Below are 18,563 nucleotides of genomic sequence, written 5' to 3' on the forward strand. Positions count from 1 at the left end.
AGGCTGACCCGTGTTCTACCGCGAAGCCGGCCAATACAAGACCAACTACGCCGCCGACATGGCCGTGTTCCCGCTCCGGCAGGACCGGATCGGCATCGCCGTCATCCTGGCGATCGCCCTCGTCGGCATCCCGCTGATCGGCAACGACTTCTTCATCGCCTCGGTGATGATCCCGTTCCTGGTGTTCTCGCTGGCGGCGATCGGGCTCAACATCCTCACCGGCTATACCGGGCTGATCTCGCTCGGCACCGCCGCATTCATGGGTGTCGGCGCCTATTCCTGCTACAAGCTGACGACCTTCTTCCCGGGCGTGAACATCATCGTCCTGATCTTGTTGTCGGGCCTGTTCTCGGCGGCGATCGGCGTGCTGTTCGGCCTGCCCTCGCTGCGGATCAAGGGCTTCTATCTCGCCGTCGCCACGCTCGCCGCGCAGTTCTTCCTGCAATGGGCCTTCGTGCGCGTGCCCTGGCTGTTCAACTACAACGCCTCCGGCGCGATCGAGGTGCCGCAGCGCACATTGTTCGGCCTGCCGATCACCGGCGCCTCCGCGACACCGGAGACGCGCTATTTCGTCTGCCTCGGGCTCGTCGTGGTGCTGACCTGGTTCGCCTCCAACATCGTCCACGGCAAGCTCGGCCGCTCCTGGATGGCCGTGCGCGACATGGACATCGCCGCCGAGCTGATGGGCATCAAGCTGCTCAACGCCAAGCTCACGGCCTTCGCCGTCTCCTCCTATTTCGCCGGTGTGGCCGGAGCGATGATGATCTTCCTCTGGTATGGCGGCGGCGAAGCCAACGACGTCTTTACCATCCGCCTCTCCTTCACCATCCTGTTCATGGTGATCATCGGCGGCCTGGGCTCGCTGATCGGGTCCTTCTTCGGCGCGGCCTTCCTGTCGATCCTGCCGACGGCGCTGAAGTTCGGCCTGCCGGCGCTGGGCGTGCCGATCGGCGGCGCCACGGCCGAGCACGTCACCTTCATGCTGGTCGGCGCGCTGATCATCCTCTTCCTGATCCTCGAGCCGCACGGCCTTGCCCGGCTTTGGCAGATCGGGAAGCAGAAATTGCGGACGTGGCCCTTCCCCTACTGAGACCGGGGCGCAGGGTCCAAGGACAACGACTCGCCGCGGTCTTCAAGCGGCGGGCAAGCGAAGACGGGACGGCTCGGCCGGACCCGGCAACCACGGAGGAAGGCCTATGAAAACGAGCAGCATCATCAGGAGCGTCGCCGTCGGCGCGCTTCTCGCCGCCGGAGCGATCGCCGCCCCGGCACAAGCGCAAGAGACGATCTACTTCTCCAACAACGCCTATCGTACCGGCCCGTTCTCGGGCTCCGGCATCCCGATCGGCGACGGCATGCGCGACTACATCTCGATGATCAACGAGCGTGACGGCGGCGTGAACGGCGTCAAGATCGTCTACGAGGAGTGCGAGACCGGTTACGACACCAAGAAGTCGATCGAGTGCTACGAGCAGGTCAAGTCGAAGACCATCGTCTACAGCCCGTGGTCGACCGGCGCGACGCTGGCGGCGATCCCGCGCGCCCATGTCGACAAGCTGCCGATCCTGTCGATGGCCTATGGCCTCTCGGCCTCGGCCGACGGCACCAACTTCCCCTGGGTCTTCATCCCGCCGCTGACCTATTGGGACGGCGCCTCGGTGATGGTGAAGCACATGGCGAACGAGCTCGGCGGCATGGACAAGCTCAAGGGCAAGAAGCTCGGCCTGATCCATCTCGACGCGCCCTTCGGCAAGGAGCCGATCCCGGTGCTCGAGAACCTCGCCAAGAAGTACGGCTTCGAGCTCAAGCTCTATCCGGTAGCCGCGGCCGACATGCAGAACCAGGGCTCGCTCTGGCTCTCGATCCGCCGCGACCGGCCGGACTTCCTCTACAACCAGGGCTGGGGCGCGATGAACCCGACCGCAGTGAAGGAAGCGATCAAGAACAACTTCCCGATCAACAAGCTGGTCGGCGTCTGGTGGGCCGGCGGTGACGACGACGCCCGCGCCGGCGGCGCCGAGGCCAAGGGCTACCGCTCGCTGAACTTCAACGCGGCCGGCCAGAACTTCCCGGTGATCCAGGACATCCTCAAGCATGTCGTCGAGAAGGGGAAGAGCACGACGCCGAAGGAGAAGGTCGGCGAGAACCTCTACAATCGCGGCGTCTACAACTCGATGCTCGTCGTCGAGGCGATCCGCACCGCCCAGAAGCTGACCGGCAAGAAGGTGATCACCCCCGAGGACATGCGCCGCGGGCTCGAGAACCTGAATATCGACGAGGCCCGCCTCAAGGAGATCGGCATGGCCGGCTTCGCCTCGCCGGTGAAGGTCAGCTGCACCGACCATTCCGGCCACCACAAGGCCTATGTCGCCGAATGGGACGGCACCAAGTGGACCCAGAAGGGCGACTGGATCGAGCCGATGAAGGACGAGGTCCGGCCGCTGATCGAGGCCAACGCCAAGGACTATGTCGAGAAGGCCGGCAATTGGCCCAAGCGCACCGAGCCTTGCGAAAAATCGTCCTGATCTGACGAGTGCCAATCCTTCTCCCCTCCGGGGGAGAAGGTGTCTGCGAAGCAGACGGATGAGGGAAGTCTTGTACCGCCTCATCCGTCCGTCCCTCATCCGACCCGGCTGACGCCGGGCCACCTTCTCCCCCGAGGGGAGAAGGATTGGAGGTTCAATGTCGACCGCCACCCTCGAGAAGCCCGCAGCCACCGCGGCGACGGACACGATCCTGTCGCTGAACAATATCGAGGTGATCTACGATCACGTCATCCTGGTGCTGAAGGGCGTCTCGCTGACCGTGCCGCGCAAGGGCATCGTCGCGATCCTCGGCGCCAACGGCGCCGGCAAGACCACGACGCTGAAGGCAATCTCGAACCTGCTCAAGGCCGAGCGCGGCGAAGTCACCAAGGGCTCGATCGTCTTCGACGGCGAGCGCGTCGACAGGATGTCGCCCAGTGAGCTCGTCCGCCGCGGCTGCATCCAGGTGATGGAAGGCCGGCATTGCTTCGGCCATCTCTCGATCGAGGAGAACCTCTTGACCGGCGCCTTCACCCGGCGCGACGGCAATGCCGCGATCAAGCGCGACCTCGAGAAGATCTACGAGCTCTTTCCCAGGCTGAAGCAGCGCCGCGGCTCGCAGGCCGGCTATACCTCCGGCGGCGAACAGCAGATGTGTGCCATCGGCCGCGCCATGATGAGCAAACCCAAGATGATCCTGCTCGACGAGCCGTCCATGGGGCTGGCGCCGCAGATCGTCGAGGAGATCTTCGAGATCGTTCGCCGGCTCAACGACAAGGAGGACGTCTCCTTTCTCGTCGCCGAGCAGAACACCAACATGGCACTGCGCTACGCCACCTATGGCTACATCATGGAAACCGGCCGCGTCGTCATGGACGGCGAAGCCAAGATGCTGCGCGAGAACGAGGACGTGAAGGAATTCTATCTGGGCGTCGCCGAGGGCAACAAGAAGTCCTTCCGCGAGGTCAAGAGCTACAAGCGCCGCAAGCGCTGGCTGTCATAGTCAGGCCGGGATCGGCGGGCACGACACGGTCATGCTCTATGTCGTCCTCGCCCTCATTCTCGTCGCCGTCATCTACGGTCCGCAATTCTGGGTCCGCTACGAAATGGACAGGCACGCCGCAGACAGGCCAGACCTTCCCGGCACCGGCGGCGAGCTTGCCCGCCATCTGCTCGATCGTTTCGGCCTGCAGACCATCCCCGTGGAGATCACCGCCGCGGGAGATCATTACGATCCCGACGCCCGTGCCGTGCGGCTCTCGCCCGGCAACCATGACGGCCGCTCGATCACCGCCGTCGCCGTCGCCACCCACGAGGTCGCCCATGCGCTCCAGCATGCGCAGGGCAGTCGCCTGTTCGATATCCGCACCAGCCTCGCCCGGCTACTGGGCAAGGTCGACAAGGTCGCGATGGTGGTGCTCGTCACCGCGCCGCTGGTGATGATCCTGGTGCGGGCTCCGGGCGTGCTTTTCGCTCAGTTCGCCGCGGTGCTGGCGCTGCTCGGCATCGGGCTCGTCGTCCATCTCGTGACGCTGCCGGTGGAATTCGACGCCAGCTTCGGCAAGGCACTCCCGATCCTCCAGCAGGACGGCTACCTGCACCCGGACGACATGCCGGCGGCACGCGGGGTGCTGAGGGCCGCGGCGATGACCTATGTCGCGGCCTCCCTGATGGGACTGCTCAATTTCCTTCGCATCCTGCGCCGATAGGCCGGGCACCATTTCCAAGGGCAAGCGCGATGAGCGAGCACTACGACGATCTCGAGACCCGGCCGCCCGAGCGGCGCGAGGCCGACCTGTTCGCAAAACTGCCGGCCGTGCTCGCCGCTGCGCTGGCGACACCGGGCTATGCTGCGCATCTGAAGGGCGTCGATCCGACCGGTGTCACCGACCGCGCCGCGCTCGCCGAATTGCCCGTGCTGCGCAAGGCCGACCTGCCTGCGCTGCACAAGGACAGCCCGCCCTTCGGCGGCTTCGTCGGTTCGCCGCTCGGCTCCTTCGGCCGGCTCTTCACCTCGCCCGGCCCGATCTTCGAGCCGGAGGGCGCCGGCAGCGATCCCTGGGGCACGGCACGCGGCCTCTACGCCGCCGGCTTCCGCAAGGGAGACGTCGTTCTCAACACCTTCGGCTATCATCTGACGCCGGGCGGCTTCATCATGGATTCGGCGGCGCGCGCCATCGGCTGCGCCGTCATCCCGGCCGGGCCCGGTAACACCGAGCAGCAGATGGAGGTGATCGGCGCCTACAATCCGAGCGCCTATCTCGGCACGCCGGACTTCCTGAAGCTCTTGATCGAGGCCGCAGACAGCCGCGGCGTCGACACCTCCTGCCTGAAGCGCGCGATCGTCTCGGGCGCGGCCTTCCCGCCCTCGCTGCAGGCCTGGGTGCGCGAACGCGGCATCGACGCGTATCAGCTCTATGCGACCGCCGATATCGGCCTGATCGCCTATGAGACCGGCGCCCGCGACGGCATGGTGCTGAACGAGAACCTGATCGTCGAGATCGTCCGCCCCGGCACCGGCGACCCTGTCGCCGAGGGCGAGGTCGGCGAGATCGTCGTCACCAATCTCGACCCGCATCACCCGCAGATCCGCCTCGCGGTTGGCGATCTCGCTGCGGTCCTGCCGGGGGCGAGCGCTTCCGGCCGCACCAATGCGAGGATCAAGGGCTGGCTCGGCCGCGCCGACCAGACGGCGAAGGTCAAGGGCATGTTCGTGCGGCCCGAACAGGTCGCCGAGATCGCCCGCCGCCATGCCGAGATCGCCAAGCTCCGCCTCGTCATCGGCCGTGCCAACGAACTCGACACGATGACGCTGAAGGCCGAGATCTATGCCGAGCCGAAGGGCTTCGTCGACGCGGTCTCCTCGACCCTGCAGCAGGTCACCAAGCTGAAGGGGGCTGTCGAAGTGCTGCCGCTCGGCGCACTCCCGAATGACGGCAAGGTCATCGCCGACGAGCGGCCGGTCGGGTAGCCCTCACCACGCGACCGGCTCCTCCCCTTTCGCCTTCAGCCAGTCATTCGCCTGGCTGAACGGCTTCGAGCCGAAGAAGCCGTGCCGCGCCGAGAGCGGCGAGGGATGGGCGCTGGCGATGACGAGATGCCTGCTCTCGTCGATCAGGCCCCGCTTGGCCTGCGCGGGTAATCCCCAAAGCATGAAGACGACATGCGGTCGCCGCTGCGAGACGGCCGCGAGGATCGCGTCCGTCACCGCGCGCCAGCCGAGCTTGAGATGCGAGCCGGCCTGCGTCGCGCCCTCGCGCACCGTCAGCGCGGTGTTGAGCAGCAGCACCCCCTGCTTCGCCCAGCCAGAGAGATCGCCGTCAGCGGGCGCAGCGAGGCTGATATCCTCGGCGCGTTCCTTGTAGATGTTGACCAGCGAACGCGGCAGCGGCGGCGGACCGACATAGGAGAAGGCGAGCCCATTGGCATGGCCGGGTGTCGGGTAAGGGTCCTGGCCGAGGATGACGACCCTGACATCGTCCAGCGGCGTCAGCGTGAGCGCCGCCAGAAAGCGCTCCGGCATCGGCGCCACGACCTGGCCGATAGCGCGCTCGGCATCGACGGCGGCGCAGGCGCGCGCCACCGTGCCGTCGCGGAAGACGGAAAGATCGCGCCAGGAGGCTGAGGCGGGCGAGGCCAGAAACGCATCAAGGGCGGCGCGATAGGTCATCGTCGATGTCATCGTGATCGGGTCATTCATCGTCATCTCAGGCAACCCGCAGCGCGGCGCAATCGCAGCCAGCGGATCATCTCAGTCCGCAAAGGCCCGGTCGAGTGGCGGCAGGATCAACGGCAGAGTGGGCTGACGCTGTTGCTGATCATCCGGAGGAGACTGAGCGCGGCCATCTCCGAGGATTTCGGATTGTCGGCGAGCGGCCTGTTCTCGATGGTGACACTGAGGCGGCCGAAGGCGCCATGCGCGCTTAGGCGATGGCAGTTCTCGGCGATCCCGGGATCGGCGATCAGCTCGACGCGGGTCCGGTCGAGCCCAATGCCGGCGAGCGCCGAGATCACCGCGACATTGGCGTTCTGGGGAAAGCGCCGGGCCGCCTCGCGGGCGGAGCCGATGAAGAAGCTAGCCGGTGCGGTCAGCGCATCGAGCGGGACGAGGCTCTCGGCAGGCGTGCCCCGCCAAGCCGCCGGCGGTTTGACGATGGCGTGGACGACCTCGTCGAGCGGCAGCGCCGAAGCTGCCGCGAGCGCATCGATGCCGGCGAGCGCGCCTGATGTGACGACGAGCTGGCTGCCGGCGGCTTCGGCGACCGAGATGAGGCGCTCGAGCAGCGCCGTGTCGGCGAGGGCACCGGCCGAGGTCACCGCGAACGCCCCCGCCTGCCGCAAGGCACTCTCACCCCAGAGCGCGACGGCGGGCTGCCCTGCGGCTTCCGCCACGATGTCGAGATCAAGCCCGGCAAGCTGCTGCGGGTCGGTCAGCAGGCTGGCGTCGGCCGGGATATCCTGCGCGCGTTCGGGCGAGCGCACGCCGATGGCGACGATCGAGACCGCTTCGGCAACCGCCGATCGCGACAACAGCCGGACGACATGCCGGTTGATCGCGCCCCAGCCGATCAGCCCTACCCTCAGCGGCTTGCGCCGACGAGCCGTCATGGTCTTGCCGTCCGCAAGGCGAGGTCGAGCAGGGCGCCACCGTTGAGCCCATCGAGCATACTGAAGTGATGGCCCGGGCAGATCAGCGGCTCGGACGCCTGCCAGGCCGCCGCCAGCCTCGCCGATTGTCGCTTGAACGCGTCGCTCTCACCCTCGCCGACGGCGAAGGCGAGGCGTGCATTGCCAAGGCGCGGCCGACCGAGCGGGCTGAGGCGCACCGCGCGCTCGGTATCGTCGAGGCCGAGCAGGCGCCCGATCGGGAGGTGACCGAGCGGTTCCAGATCATAGAGCCCGGAGAGCAGCAGCGCCGAGGCAACCGGCGGCGACGCCGGGTCGCACAAGGCCATCGCCGCGAGGTGGCCGCCAGCGGAATGGCCGCTGATGTGTAGTTGTGCCGGGTCGAGGCCGAGCGCCTCGGCTTCGCGAACGAGAAAGTTCAGCGCGGCGACGGTCTGGGCGATGCTCGTCTCCAACGGCGTCTCCGGAGCCAGCCCGTAATTCGGCTGGGCGACCGCGAAACCGGCATCGAGCAGCCCTTGCGAGAACTGCGCGTGCTGGACTTTGTCAGAAGCCTGCCAGTAGCCACCATGAATGAAGACGAAGATCGGGGCGCGCGCCACGCCGGTGGGACGATAGAGATCGAGCGTCTCGAAGCGGCCTGGGCCATAGGCGAGGTCGAGCCCGCCATGCCCGGCGCGGAATGCCTTCCCTTCGCGGCTCCATCGCCGGAACAGCGCGGTCATGTCGGCCTGCAGGCGCGGGCTGTATTGCCGGCCGAGCTCGCGCAGCGGATAGCCCTCGACCTCGATATCCGGCAGCGGCTGTGGCATGGCGTGGCGGGCGCGGACGGTCAGGCCCGGCTCCGTTCCAAGTTGAAGGCGGATCGGCGGCCGGAAGCCGGCGAAGACCTCGCGATAGGCCAATTCGACCGTATGGCGCGAGAGATGGAAGGCGGCGGGATCGGCGCTCTCCCAGTCCATGCCGGTCAGGTGATGCGGGCCGCAACCGGCGGAGACCAGACCGGCAAGGATTTCGCTCAGCGTGTCGCGCAAGGCTTCGACGGGATCGGTCGCAAGGCTGCGCGCAACGATCTCGTTTTCAGACGCCGACATAGCGATGCACCAGTTCCGCGTTGGCCGCGAGCTCGCTGCTTGAGCCCGACCAGACCGTGCGCCCCTTCTCGATGATGTAATGCCGGTCGGCCAGGCGCTTCAGCACCGCGATGTTCTTGTCGATCAGCAGGATCGACTGCCCCTGCGCCTTCAGCGCCTCGATGCAGCGCCAAATTTCGGCCCGGATCACCGGCGCGAGGCCCTCCGTCGCCTCGTCTAGGATCAGCAGCTTCGGATTGGTCATCAGCGCCCGGCCGACCGCCAGCATCTGCTGCTCCCCGCCCGACAGCGTGCGGGCCGACTGGCCGGCGCGCTCCTCAAGGCGCGGGAAGAGGGCGTAGACACGCTCCAGCGTCCAGGGCGACGAGCGCTTGAGCCGGTTTGCTGCGGTGGCGACGAGGTTCTCGCGCACGGTCAGCGTCGGGAAGACCTGCCGGCCTTCCGGCACGAGCCCGATGCCGCAGCGGGCGATCGCCTCCGGCGTATTGCCCTTGAGCTGGCGGCCGTTGAAGCTGATTTCGCCGCCCTTGGGCGACAATAGCCCCATCAGCGAGCGCACCGTCGTGGTCTTGCCCATGCCATTGCGACCGAGCAGAGTCACGACCTCGCCCTCGCCTATGTCGAGGCCGACATCGAACAGCACCTGGCTGGCGCCATAGGCCGACTGGAGATTGCGCACGCTCAGCATCAGGCGTCTCCCTCGCCGAGATAGGCGGTGCGGACGTCGGCGTTGTCGCGGATCTCCTGCGCTGTCCCGGTCGCGATGATGCGGCCATAGACCAGCACGGAGATCCGGTCGGCGAGCGCGAAGACGGCGTCCATGTCGTGCTCGACCAGCAGCATGGTGACGCGCCCCTTCAGCCCGGAGAGCATCGCGACCATCTGCTCGCTCTCGGCGTGGCCGAGGCCCGCCATCGGCTCATCGAGCAGCAGCAGGCGCGGCTCGCAGGCGAGCGCGATGGCGAATTCGAGCTGCTTCTGCTCGCCATGCGAGAGATCGGCGACCTTGACCTCGGCGCGATGGGCGAGGCCGGCGGTGGTCAGATGCTCGCGGGCGCGCTGGCGCAGGCCCTTGTCGCGGCGGGCGTCGGCGAAGAAGCGGAAGCTGTGCCCCTGCCGCGCCTGCGCGGCGAGCGCGACATTGTCCAGCATGCTGAAATCCGGCAGCAGCTGGTTGATCTGGAAGGTGCGGGCGAGGCCGCGCTGGACACGTTGCGGCGTCGCCAGCGCGTCGATCGGCTCGCCCTCCAGCCGGATCTCGCCTTCGTCATGGCTGAGCTCGCCGAAGAGCTGGGTCAGCAGGGTGGTCTTGCCGGCGCCGTTCGGGCCGATCAGCGCGTGGATCTCGCCCTCGACGACGTCGAGATCGACATTGTCGGTCGCGATCAGTCCGCCGAAGCGCTTGCGCAGGCCGTGGACGGAGAGGAGCGGCTGGCTCATCGCGCGCTCCTGCCGATGCCGAGGCGGCTGAATAGCCCGTTGAGCCCACCTTGCGTGTAGAGGACGACGAGCAGCAGGATCGGCCCGAGCACGAGTTGCCAATGCTCGGTCCATGAGGTCAGGACGGTCTCGAGGATGACGAGGGCGGCTGCGCCGAAGAGCGGGCCAAGCAGGGTGCCGACGCCGCCGAGGATGACCATGATCATCAGCTCGCCCGACTTCGTCCAGTGCAGCATGTCGGGGCTGACGAAGCGCAGATAATTCGCCATGAGCGCGCCGGCGAGGCCGGTGCCCATGCCGGAGATGACGAAGGCGGCGAGCTTGTAGCGATAGGGCGCGATGCCGATCGCCGCCATGCGCCGCTCGTTCTGGCGGATGCCGGCCAGCACCATGCCGAAGCGCGAGCCGACGATGCGCCAGAGCGCCAGGAAGACCAGCACGCCGATCGAGAGGCAGATGAAATAGAAGGTGATGTCGTCACGGGTGTTGAGGCTGAAGAGCTCGTTGCGGCGCCGGATCGTCATGCCGTCATCGCCGCCATAAGCTTTCAGCGAGACGAACAGGAAGAACAGCATCTGCGCGAAGGCGAGCGTGATCATGATGAACTGCACGCCGCTGGTACGCAGGCACAGCGCGCCGATCAGCAAGGCGAGCAGCCCGCCGACCAGGATCGCGGCCGGCAGGGTGATCAGCAGCTGGCTCGTGCCGGGGATCAGGCCGAGGAAGAGGCTGTCGTCGACATAGTTGCGGTAGAGGATGCCGACGACATAGCCGCCGACGCCGAAGAAGGCGGCGTGGCCGAACGAGACCATGCCACCAAAGCCGAGCGCGAGGTTCAGGCTGGCGGCGGCGATCGCATAGATCAGCACGCGGGTCGCCAACGGCACCAGTGCCGGCTGGCCGAGCGCCTGGACGACAAAGGGCAGCGCGATCAGCCCGAGGGCCAATGCCAACAGCATCAGAGCACGGCCGGTGCTCGGCGCGGGGGAGCCGGTTTGGATGATGGCGTCATCAGACATTGGCGGGAAAGAGTCCCTTAGGCCGCACCAGCAGCACCACGGCCATCAGCATGTAGATGCCCATCGAAGCCAGGCCGGCGCCGAGCGCATCGGCTTCCGAGCCGGTCATGACCTGGCGCAGCAGGCCGGGCAGGAAAGCACGCAGCACCGTGTCGACGAGGCCGACGAGCAGGGCGCCGAAGAAGGCGCCGCGGATCGAGCCGACGCCGCCGATCACCACGACGACGAAGGTCATGATCAGGATCTGCTCGCCCATGCCGACCTGTACGGCCAGGATCGGCCCGGCCATCAGCCCGGCGAGGCCGGCGAGCAGGGCGCCGAGGCCGAAGACGGCGGTGTAGAGCAGGCGGATATCGACGCCGAGCGCCCTGACCATCTCGCGATGGGTCGCGCCGGCGCGGACCAGCATGCCGATGCGGGTGCGATTGATCAGGAGGTAGAGCCCGAGCGCGACGAGAAGGCCGACAGCGATGATGATCAGCCGATAGATCGGATAGGTCAGCCCCGGCAGCAGCTGGACCGAGCCATTGAGCACGGATGGCACCGAGACGAAGAGCGGCTGGCGTCCGAACAGAAGGGTCACGCTCTGATTGAAGATCAGGATCAGCGCGAAGGTCGCCAGCACCTGGTCGAGATGGTCGCGGGCATAGAGCCGGCGCAGCACGAAGAGCTCCATCGCCATGCCGACGATCGCCGCCGCCGCGAGGCCGGCCAGGATGGCGAGAAAGACCGAGCCGGTCTGTGCTGCGGCAAAGGCGGCGGCATAGGCGCCGACCATGTAGAGCGAGCCATGGGCGAGGTTGATCACGCCCATGATGCCGAAGATCAGCGTCAGGCCTGCAGCGAGCAGGAACAGCATCACGCCGAACTGCAGGCCGTTGAGCAATTGTTCGAGAACGAGCGTCATTGCTGGTCACGTCCGGCTGGCGATGGGATGGGCACGCAGCAGCCCACCCCGTCGATGCGGGAGCTTGTCAGTGGTTCAGAGCTTGCAATCCTTGGCGTAGGCGTCGCTGTGATTGCTCAGCACCTTGCCCGAGGTCTTCAGCACCGGCGTGCCGTCGGCGCCCTTCTCGACCTTGAGTGCGTACCAGTCCTGGACCGGGTGCTGGTTCGGGCCGAACTTGAAGGCGCCGCGAACCGACTGGAAATCGGCCTTGGCGAGCGCCTTGCGCAGCGCCGGCACATCGGCCTTGCCGCCGGTCGCCTTCAGCGCCGAAGCGATGGCGAGGGCAGTGTCGTAGCCCTGGCTGGCATAATAGGTCGGCACGCGATTGTAGGCCTTGGTGAAGGCCTCGACGAACGCCTTGTTCGCGGCGTTGTCGAAATCGGTGTTCCAGTGCGCGGTGACGCTGAGGCCGAGCGCCGCGTCGCCGACGGCCTTCAGCGTGGTCGCGTCGAGCGAGGGTTCGGCCAGCACCATCGGGGTTTTGCCGAGCAGGCCGGCCTGCTGGTACTGGCGCAGGAAGGCGATGCCGAGCCCGCCCGGATGGAACTGGAAGACGACGTCGGGATTGGCCGAGCGGATCTGCGCCATCTCCGGCGCGAAATCGGTCTGGTCGAGCCTGGTATAGACCTCGCCGACGATCTCGCCCTTGAACAGGCGCTTGAAGCCCGCGAGCGCATCCTTGCCGGCCTGGTAGTTCGGGGCGAGGATGAAGGCCTTCTTGTAGCCGAGATTGGTGGCGTGCTGGCCGGCGCTCTCGTGCAGGCTGTCGTTCTGCCAGGAGACGACGAAATAGTTCTCGTTGCACTCCTTGCCGGCGAAGTTCGACGGCGCCGCGTTGGGGCTGACATAGAGCGCCCCGGCATCGACGATATCAGGCACGGTCGCGCCGGCGACGTTCGAGAAGACGATACCGGTCATGATCTTGATGCCGTCGGTCTTCAGCATCTTCTCGGCGATCTGCTTGCCCTGGCCGGGCTTCAGCGCGTCGTCCTCGACCACGAGCTCGACCGGCGCGCCGCCGAGCTTGCCGCCGTTCATGTCGATGGCGAGCTTGAACGCGTCGCGGATGTCCTGGCCGAGATAGCCGCCCGGCCCCGACAACGTCGTGACCATGCCGACCTTGACCGGCGCCTGCTGGGCCAGCGCCGGCATGGCGACGGCGGCGGCCAGCATCAAACCCAGGTATCCTGATTTACGGTGCTGCATGGTTCCCCTCCTCCGATCATTCGCGTCGGATTGTCAGAAATTATTTTAAGCTTAAAGCAATTTCCAATTGGCGCGCAAGAGCCGCGAAGTGTCCGGACGAACCGGCACCTTCGTCGTCGCTCAGAGCGCGACCCAACCGGCCGGTGGCTTCCGGCCGGGGTGGACGGCGCCGCACTGCTTGCAGGTGCGGGCCTTCTCGTCGGCGAAGAAGGCTTCGTAGAGCGGCGGCAGGTCCTTCACGAGATCGCCGACCTTGAGCTCAATGCGATGCACCAGGCCGTTGCACTCGAAGCAGTACCATTCGAAGCCGTCGACCTGGTCGGCATGGCGCGCCGGCTCGACCACGAGCCCGATCGAGCCTTCCTGCGGGCGCTGCGGCGAGTGGCGCACATGCGCCGGCAGCAGGAAGACGTCGCCCTCGCGGATCGTCACGTCGTAGTGTTTCCCGTCGTCGACCAGCTTCAGCATCATGTCGCCCTTGAGCTGGTAGAAGAACTCCTCCACCGGGTCGTCATGGTAGTCGGCGCGCTGGTTCGGCCCGCCAACCACCATCACGGTCATCTGGCCGTCGTCGAACACCTTCTTGTTGCCGACCGGCGGCTTCAGCAGGTGCTCGTTCTCCGCGATCCACTTCTTGAAGTTGAAGGCCTTCAGCCGTCCTTCGCTCGCCATATCCGTCTCTCCCGTCGTTCAAGCCTTAAGTCTCAGCCAGCCTTGGCCAGCGGTGCACCGGCAAGCTGCAGCCCGCAGCTCTCGAAGGCGGCGCGCGTCGCCGCCTTCTCGGCCTCGGTCAGCTCCAGCAGCGGCGCGCGCACGCGCCCGCCGACCTGGCCGAGCAGTTCCTGCCAATATTTCTGATGCGCATGCGGCTTCTCGGCCGGGCGCGTCGTCCGCAGGGCCTCGCGCACCGGGTTCAGGCTGTCGCGGATGGCATGGGCCTTCTCGACCTCGCCGGCGAAGGCGAGGTCGGTATACTCGCGCATGCGCCGGTCGTTCGCCGTCTGGATCAGATAGGGCGGCGAGGAGCAGAGATAGACCTGCCAGCCGAGCTCGACGATGTTGTCGAGCCATTCCTCCTCGGAGGCGGTGCTGACCAGGATGCGGTCGCCGGCGAGCCGGGTCAGCTCGGCATACATGACGCGCGGCACGCTGTACTTGATCGCGACGACGTTCTCGATGTCGGCCAGGCGGTTGCACAGCTGCGGGCTCATCAGATAGCCGGAGTCCGGATGGCTCCAGAGCGCGATGCCGATGTCGACCTGCTCGGCGATAGTCCGGTAGTACTGGTAGAGCGTCTCGTCCTGCGCCTTGAAGAAGTGCAGCAGCGGCGCATGCACGACGATGTAGTCGGCGCCAACCTTCTGGGCGTGCTTGGCCAGATCGATGACGACGTCCATGTTCTGGTCGGAGCAGGACATGATCGTCTGGCCGCGCCCGGCCGTGGCCTCGACGGCGAGCTCGAAGCTGCGCTTGCGCTCCTCGACCGACATCGCGAAGAACTCGCCCTGCTTGCCGGCGATGAACAGGCCGTCGATGCCGAGATCGTTTGTCCAGTGCCGGATATTCTCGCGGAACCCGTCCTCGTCGATGGCGAGCGAGGAGGTGAACGGCGTCAGCGCGGCTGCCCAGATGCCCTTCATATTGGCGCGGGTGTAAGCCTTCGCGTCCTTCCTGGCGTATTTCATGTAGGCTATCTCCCTGTCGCCCGCCGGTCAGATCGCCATGCGGTGCGAGACCGTCTTGATGGTCGTGTAATGCGCCAAACCCTCGGCGCCGCCCTCGCGGCCATAGCCGCTGTCCTTGACCCCGCCGAAAGGCACCTCGGCGACCGAGGCTTCCAGCGTATTGATCGAGACGTTGCCGGCCTCGATCTCGTCGGCGAGACGGTCGGCCCGGCTGGCGGAATGGGTGAAGGCATAGGCCGCGAGGCCGAAGGGCAGGCCGTTCGCCTTGGCGATCGCGTCGTCCAGGGTCGAGACCGGGTTGATCACCGCGAGCGGTCCGAACGGCTCTTCACGCATGACCCTTGCATCATCAGGCACATCGGCGAGCACGGTCACCGGGAAGAAATAGCCGCGATTGCCGATGCGCTCACCGCCGGCCAGCACCTTGGCGCCCTTGGCGCGGGCATCCGCCACCAGCATCTCCATCGCCTCGATGCGGCGATGATTGGCGACCGGGCCCATCTGCGTTGCGGCATCGAGGCCGTTGCCGACCACGACCGAGCGCGCCTTCTCGGCGAAGGTCCGGGCGAAGGCCTCGTAGATCGGCTCCTGTACGAAGAAGCGCGTCGGCGAGGTGCAGACCTGGCCGGCATTGCGCGACTTGCGGATCGCCGACGCCGTCGCCGCCGCGACCGGGTCGACGTCGTCGCAGACGATCACCGGGGCATGGCCGCCGAGCTCCATCAGCACCGGCTTCATATGATCGGCGGCGATCCGGGTCAGATGCTTGCCGATGGCGGTCGAGCCGGTGAAGGCGATCAGCCGGGTCTGCTCCTGCGGGATCAGATAGGATGAGATCTCGGCGGGCACGCCGAAGACGAGGTTGAACACGCCCGGCGGCAGCCCGGCATCATGCAAGGCCCGGGCGATGTGGAGCGCACCGGCCGGGGTCTCCTCGGCCGCCTTAAGGATGATCGAGCAGCCCGCCGCGAGTGCTCCCGCGATCTTGCGCGAGGGCTGGCTCATCGGGAAATTCCAGGGCGAGAAGGCCGCGACCATGCCGATCGGCTGGTGCATCACGACATATTTGATGCCGGGCTCGCTCGGGATGACCCGGCCATAGGTGCGCTGGCCCTCGGCCGCGTCCCATTCGAAGAATTCGCAGCCGCGGATCACCTCGAGCTGCGCCTGGGCGAAGGGCTTGCCGTGCTCCAGCGTGATCGCATGGGCGATCTCGTCGATGCGGGCCCGCATCAGCGCGGCGGCCTTGAGCATGATCTCGCCACGGGCCCGCGGCGACATCCTGCTCCAGACCCTGAAGCCGTCCCTGGCCGCCGACAGCGCATCGTCCAGATCGGCGCGAGCGGCGACAGGAAGCGCGCCGATCACGCTCTCATCGGCCGGATTAAGGACAGGCAGGCTGTCGGAGGTCTTGCGCCAGGCGCCGCCGATATAGAGCTTGAGATCGGGATAGGCGGTCATGAAAAGCCTCGAACGGAGCGGCCAGCGGCGCGATGTCGGGGCATGATGGCCTTGGCCATGACCATATGGAATTCAGCTTATTTGTCTGAATTCAGAAGATCTGCTTATAAATCATGATGGCAGTCACGTTCCGACAGATCCAGGCCTTCCTCGCCGTCGCGGAGCTCGGCACCTTCACCAAGGCGGCGGAGCGCCTGCACATGGCGCAGCCGGCGCTGTCGCAATTGGTGCGCGAGCTGGAGCAGGCACTCGGCATCCGCCTGTTCGACCGCACGACACGCCGGGTCGAATTGACCGAGGGAGGCCGGGAGTTCCAGGGCGCCTCCGCCAAGATCATCCATGACCTCGACCTCGCCATCCAGAATGCCAACGATCTCGCCGAGCGTCGGCGTGGCAAGATCACCGTCGCCGCCCCGCCATTGCTGGCGGCGGCGATCCTGCCCGAGGCGATTGCGGAGATGCGCGAGCGCTTTCCCGGCGTGCAGGTCGCGGTGCTCGACGCGCGCACCGACACGATCGTGGAAGCCGTCAGGACGAACCGGGTCGATTGCGGACTCGGCACCTTCGCCGCCATCGAGGACGGTATCGAGCGCATCCCGATGGCGCGCGACCAGCTGATGCTGTTCTGCAGCCCAGGCAGCCGCTTCGCCGATGCGAACGTCGACTGGCGCGAGCTGCAAAGCGAGCCGCTGATCACGCTGACCCGCGACAGCGGTATCCGGCTGCTGGTCGAGGTCGCCTACGAGACTGTCGGCATTCCGCTCGTGCCGGCCTATGAGGTCTCGCAGATCACCACCGCCCTGGCGCTGGTCGAGGCCCGCCTCGGCGTCGCCGTGCTGCCGACCTATGCGCGGGCGGCGGCGCCGCATCGCCGGGTCCTCGCCCGGCCGCTGGCGAACCCGGCGATCGCGCGCGACATCGTCCTGATCCGGCCAAGCGGCCGCTCGGTCTCGCCGGCGCTGGCGACGTTCGAGACTGTCCTGCGCCGCCATGTCCGCCGCCTGACGCCAGCCGACATCGACTGAGTTCGGCGCCGCCAATGCTAGGAGATGCTCGCCAATTCGGCCTGGAGGAAAGCCATGAGGGCGGGATCGTCGGCATAGGCGACGTTGACTCGCATGCCCGAGACTCGCTCATTGCCTTCGAGCTGATGCCGCTCAGGCATGAAGACCGTGCCGGGCGCGATGAAGATGCCCTGCTCGGAGGCGCGGCGCGCCAGCGCGAGATCGTCGAGACCCGGCGGCAGACCGACCCAGAGATAGTAGCCGCCGCCTTGGCGCGAGAAGATCGGCAGGCCGAGGCGCTCCAGACCGGTGAAAGCGGTGCGGGTCGCCTTGCCAATCCGCTCCTTCAGGCGCTTGAGGTGATGGCGATACTGGCCGCTGGCGATGAGGTCGCTGACCAGCCGCTCCAGATAGCCGGAGGAATTGACCACGGTCAGCATCTTCATGTCGCCGAGCGAGCGGGCGAGCGCCGGGCTCGCGGCGACATAGCCGATGCGCAGGCTCGCGGAGAGCGTCTTAGAGAAGGTGCCGAGATAGATCACGCGTTCCAACTGATCGAGCGCGGCGAGCCGCGGCGCGCTCGCCGGCATCACGTCGGCGAAGGGGTCGTCCTCGACGATGACGAGATCGTGCTGGGCGGCAAGCTGCAGCAGGCGATGCGCGATCGGCAGTGCGATCGAGCCGCCGGTCGGGTTGTGCGCCAGTGACTGGGTGAAGAACACTTTTGGCCGGTGCCGCGCGATCTGCGCGGAAAGATCATCGAGATCCGGCCCGTCCGGCAGCCGCCGGATGCCGGCCATCTCGATGCGGGCGAGCTTCAGCTTGCCGAAGAGCGGGTAATAGCCGGGGCTGTCGACCAGCACCGTGTCGCCGGGCTGGAGCAACTGTCGGATGATCAGGTCAAGCGCGTGATTGGCGCCGAAGGTCATCAGGATCTGCGCCGGCGAGACCTGGATCGAGCGCTCGGCCAGCATCAGCCCGATCTGCGTGCGCAAGGGGGCGTAGCCGACCGGATCGCCGTAGCCGTGCTCGATCGGCAGGTCGCCCTTGCCGCTGCGGACGCGCAAGTGCCGCCCGAGCTCGGAATCCTCCATCCAGGAGCGCGGCGGGCGGCCGTCGCCGACGCGAACGGGATGGACCTGGCAGAGCTGTTCGCGCAGCAGCGAGACGATGTCGATCGCCTCGCTCATATGCGGCGGCGGCGCCTCGCTCGGCCGCTGTCCGGGGGCGCGGACATAGAAGCCGGCGCCACGGCGGGCCTCGAGCCGGCCGCTGGCGACGAGTCGGTCATAGACCTCGACCATGGTGTTCTTGGAGACGCCGTATTCGCCGGCCGCCAGTCGCAGCGAGGCCATGCGCCGGCCGGGCTGGAGCAGCCCTTCGTCGATCATCCGGCTGATCCGGGCAACGATCGCGCCGGTGCGGTTGCTGTCGGCCTGCTCGTCCATCAAGCCTCGCGGCTGTACCAGTCAATCCACTGGTACAGAGAATGGGACATTGCGAAAATTGTGCCTTGTCGCTCTCCGGCGATTGTCCGAGCTTGTCAACCGAAGA

The 18,563-nt window shown here is 66.8% G+C and carries 18 protein-coding genes; 6 read left to right on the forward strand and 12 right to left on the reverse strand.

The annotated features are described in order from the left end of the window. Positions 1-10 precede the first annotated feature (10 nt). From CXY91_RS02940 to CXY91_RS02960, 5 genes are all read left to right on the forward strand, one after another. A complete protein-coding gene (locus tag CXY91_RS02940; protein WP_091832597.1) occupies positions 11-1,090 on the forward strand; it encodes a branched-chain amino acid ABC transporter permease in 1,080 nt (359 codons plus the stop codon). 106 nt (positions 1,091-1,196) lie between these two features. Beyond that, positions 1,197-2,525, forward strand: a complete 1,329-nt coding sequence (locus CXY91_RS02945) for an ABC transporter substrate-binding protein (RefSeq protein ID WP_100959241.1) — start codon at positions 1,197-1,199, stop codon at positions 2,523-2,525. A gap of 157 nt (positions 2,526-2,682) precedes the next feature. Then, positions 2,683-3,528, forward strand: coding sequence for an ABC transporter ATP-binding protein (locus CXY91_RS02950; protein ID WP_100959242.1), 846 nt, complete (start codon positions 2,683-2,685; stop codon positions 3,526-3,528). 31 nt (positions 3,529-3,559) lie between these two features. Further along, complete coding sequence (locus CXY91_RS02955) at positions 3,560-4,234, forward strand: zinc metallopeptidase (protein ID WP_100959243.1); 675 nt, start codon at positions 3,560-3,562, stop codon at positions 4,232-4,234. A gap of 29 nt (positions 4,235-4,263) precedes the next feature. Further along, positions 4,264-5,496 carry a phenylacetate--CoA ligase family protein gene (locus tag CXY91_RS02960; RefSeq protein WP_100959244.1) on the forward strand — a complete coding sequence of 411 codons (1,233 nt, stop codon included), beginning with the start codon at positions 4,264-4,266 and terminating at the stop codon, positions 5,494-5,496. Positions 5,497-5,499: 3 nt separating this feature from the next. Here CXY91_RS02960 and ung read toward each other — a convergent pair whose 3' ends face one another. The 11 genes from ung to CXY91_RS03015 all read right to left on the reverse strand — a co-directional run bounded on the left by ung (position 5,500) and on the right by CXY91_RS03015 (position 16,005). Beyond that, positions 5,500-6,225, reverse strand: coding sequence for a uracil-DNA glycosylase (gene ung, locus CXY91_RS02965; protein WP_248307327.1), 726 nt, complete (start codon positions 6,223-6,225; stop codon positions 5,500-5,502). A gap of 86 nt (positions 6,226-6,311) precedes the next feature. Then, on the reverse strand, positions 6,312-7,133 hold the full coding sequence (locus CXY91_RS02970; RefSeq protein ID WP_100959245.1) for an aspartate dehydrogenase: 822 nt from the start codon (positions 7,131-7,133) through the stop codon (positions 6,312-6,314). Then, positions 7,130-8,245: an alpha/beta hydrolase gene (locus CXY91_RS02975; RefSeq protein WP_100959246.1), complete on the reverse strand. Its 1,116-nt coding sequence runs from the start codon at positions 8,243-8,245 to the stop codon at positions 7,130-7,132. The genes CXY91_RS02970 and CXY91_RS02975 overlap by 4 nt, the downstream gene beginning before the upstream one ends. Then, positions 8,232-8,933, reverse strand: coding sequence for an ABC transporter ATP-binding protein (locus tag CXY91_RS02980; protein ID WP_100959247.1), 702 nt, complete (start codon positions 8,931-8,933; stop codon positions 8,232-8,234). Before CXY91_RS02980 ends, CXY91_RS02975 begins: the two co-directional genes overlap by 14 nt. Further along, positions 8,933-9,685 carry an ABC transporter ATP-binding protein gene (locus CXY91_RS02985; RefSeq protein ID WP_100959248.1) on the reverse strand — a complete coding sequence of 251 codons (753 nt, stop codon included), beginning with the start codon at positions 9,683-9,685 and terminating at the stop codon, positions 8,933-8,935. Before CXY91_RS02985 ends, CXY91_RS02980 begins: the two co-directional genes overlap by 1 nt. Continuing rightward, positions 9,682-10,704, reverse strand: coding sequence for a branched-chain amino acid ABC transporter permease (locus CXY91_RS02990; RefSeq protein ID WP_199777343.1), 1,023 nt, complete (start codon positions 10,702-10,704; stop codon positions 9,682-9,684). The genes CXY91_RS02985 and CXY91_RS02990 overlap by 4 nt, the downstream gene beginning before the upstream one ends. Further along, complete coding sequence (locus CXY91_RS02995; RefSeq protein ID WP_091832562.1) at positions 10,697-11,611, reverse strand: branched-chain amino acid ABC transporter permease; 915 nt, start codon at positions 11,609-11,611, stop codon at positions 10,697-10,699. Before CXY91_RS02995 ends, CXY91_RS02990 begins: the two co-directional genes overlap by 8 nt. Before the next feature lie 75 nt (positions 11,612-11,686). Then, the gene (locus CXY91_RS03000; protein WP_248307328.1) at positions 11,687-12,826 is read right to left on the reverse strand and encodes an ABC transporter substrate-binding protein; all 1,140 of its coding nucleotides are present in this window, start codon (positions 12,824-12,826) and stop codon (positions 11,687-11,689) included. 153 nt (positions 12,827-12,979) lie between these two features. Further along, entirely contained in the window at positions 12,980-13,531 is a 552-nt protein-coding gene (locus CXY91_RS03005; protein ID WP_100959251.1) for a 3-hydroxyanthranilate 3,4-dioxygenase, read from the reverse strand. Positions 13,532-13,563: 32 nt separating this feature from the next. Next, positions 13,564-14,544: a dihydrodipicolinate synthase family protein gene (locus CXY91_RS03010; protein WP_100959252.1), complete on the reverse strand. Its 981-nt coding sequence runs from the start codon at positions 14,542-14,544 to the stop codon at positions 13,564-13,566. 27 nt (positions 14,545-14,571) lie between these two features. Beyond that, positions 14,572-16,005, reverse strand: a complete 1,434-nt coding sequence (locus CXY91_RS03015) for an NAD-dependent succinate-semialdehyde dehydrogenase (protein WP_100959253.1) — start codon at positions 16,003-16,005, stop codon at positions 14,572-14,574. A gap of 113 nt (positions 16,006-16,118) precedes the next feature. Between CXY91_RS03015 and CXY91_RS03020 the strand changes: the two genes are divergently transcribed. Next, positions 16,119-17,030 carry a LysR family transcriptional regulator gene (locus CXY91_RS03020; protein ID WP_248307329.1) on the forward strand — a complete coding sequence of 304 codons (912 nt, stop codon included), beginning with the start codon at positions 16,119-16,121 and terminating at the stop codon, positions 17,028-17,030. Positions 17,031-17,047: 17 nt separating this feature from the next. Here the strand turns inward: CXY91_RS03020 and CXY91_RS03025 are convergent, their stop codons facing one another. After that, positions 17,048-18,457 (reverse strand): aminotransferase-like domain-containing protein, encoded by a 1,410-nt coding sequence (locus tag CXY91_RS03025; RefSeq protein WP_100959254.1) that lies wholly within the window; start codon positions 18,455-18,457, stop codon positions 17,048-17,050. Positions 18,458-18,563 lie beyond the last annotated feature (106 nt).

Origin of the sequence: Allobosea sp. FBZP-16, from assembly GCF_002831785.1 — a bacterium.
GTDB classification, from domain to species: Bacteria; Pseudomonadota; Alphaproteobacteria; order Rhizobiales; family Beijerinckiaceae; genus Allobosea; species Allobosea lupini.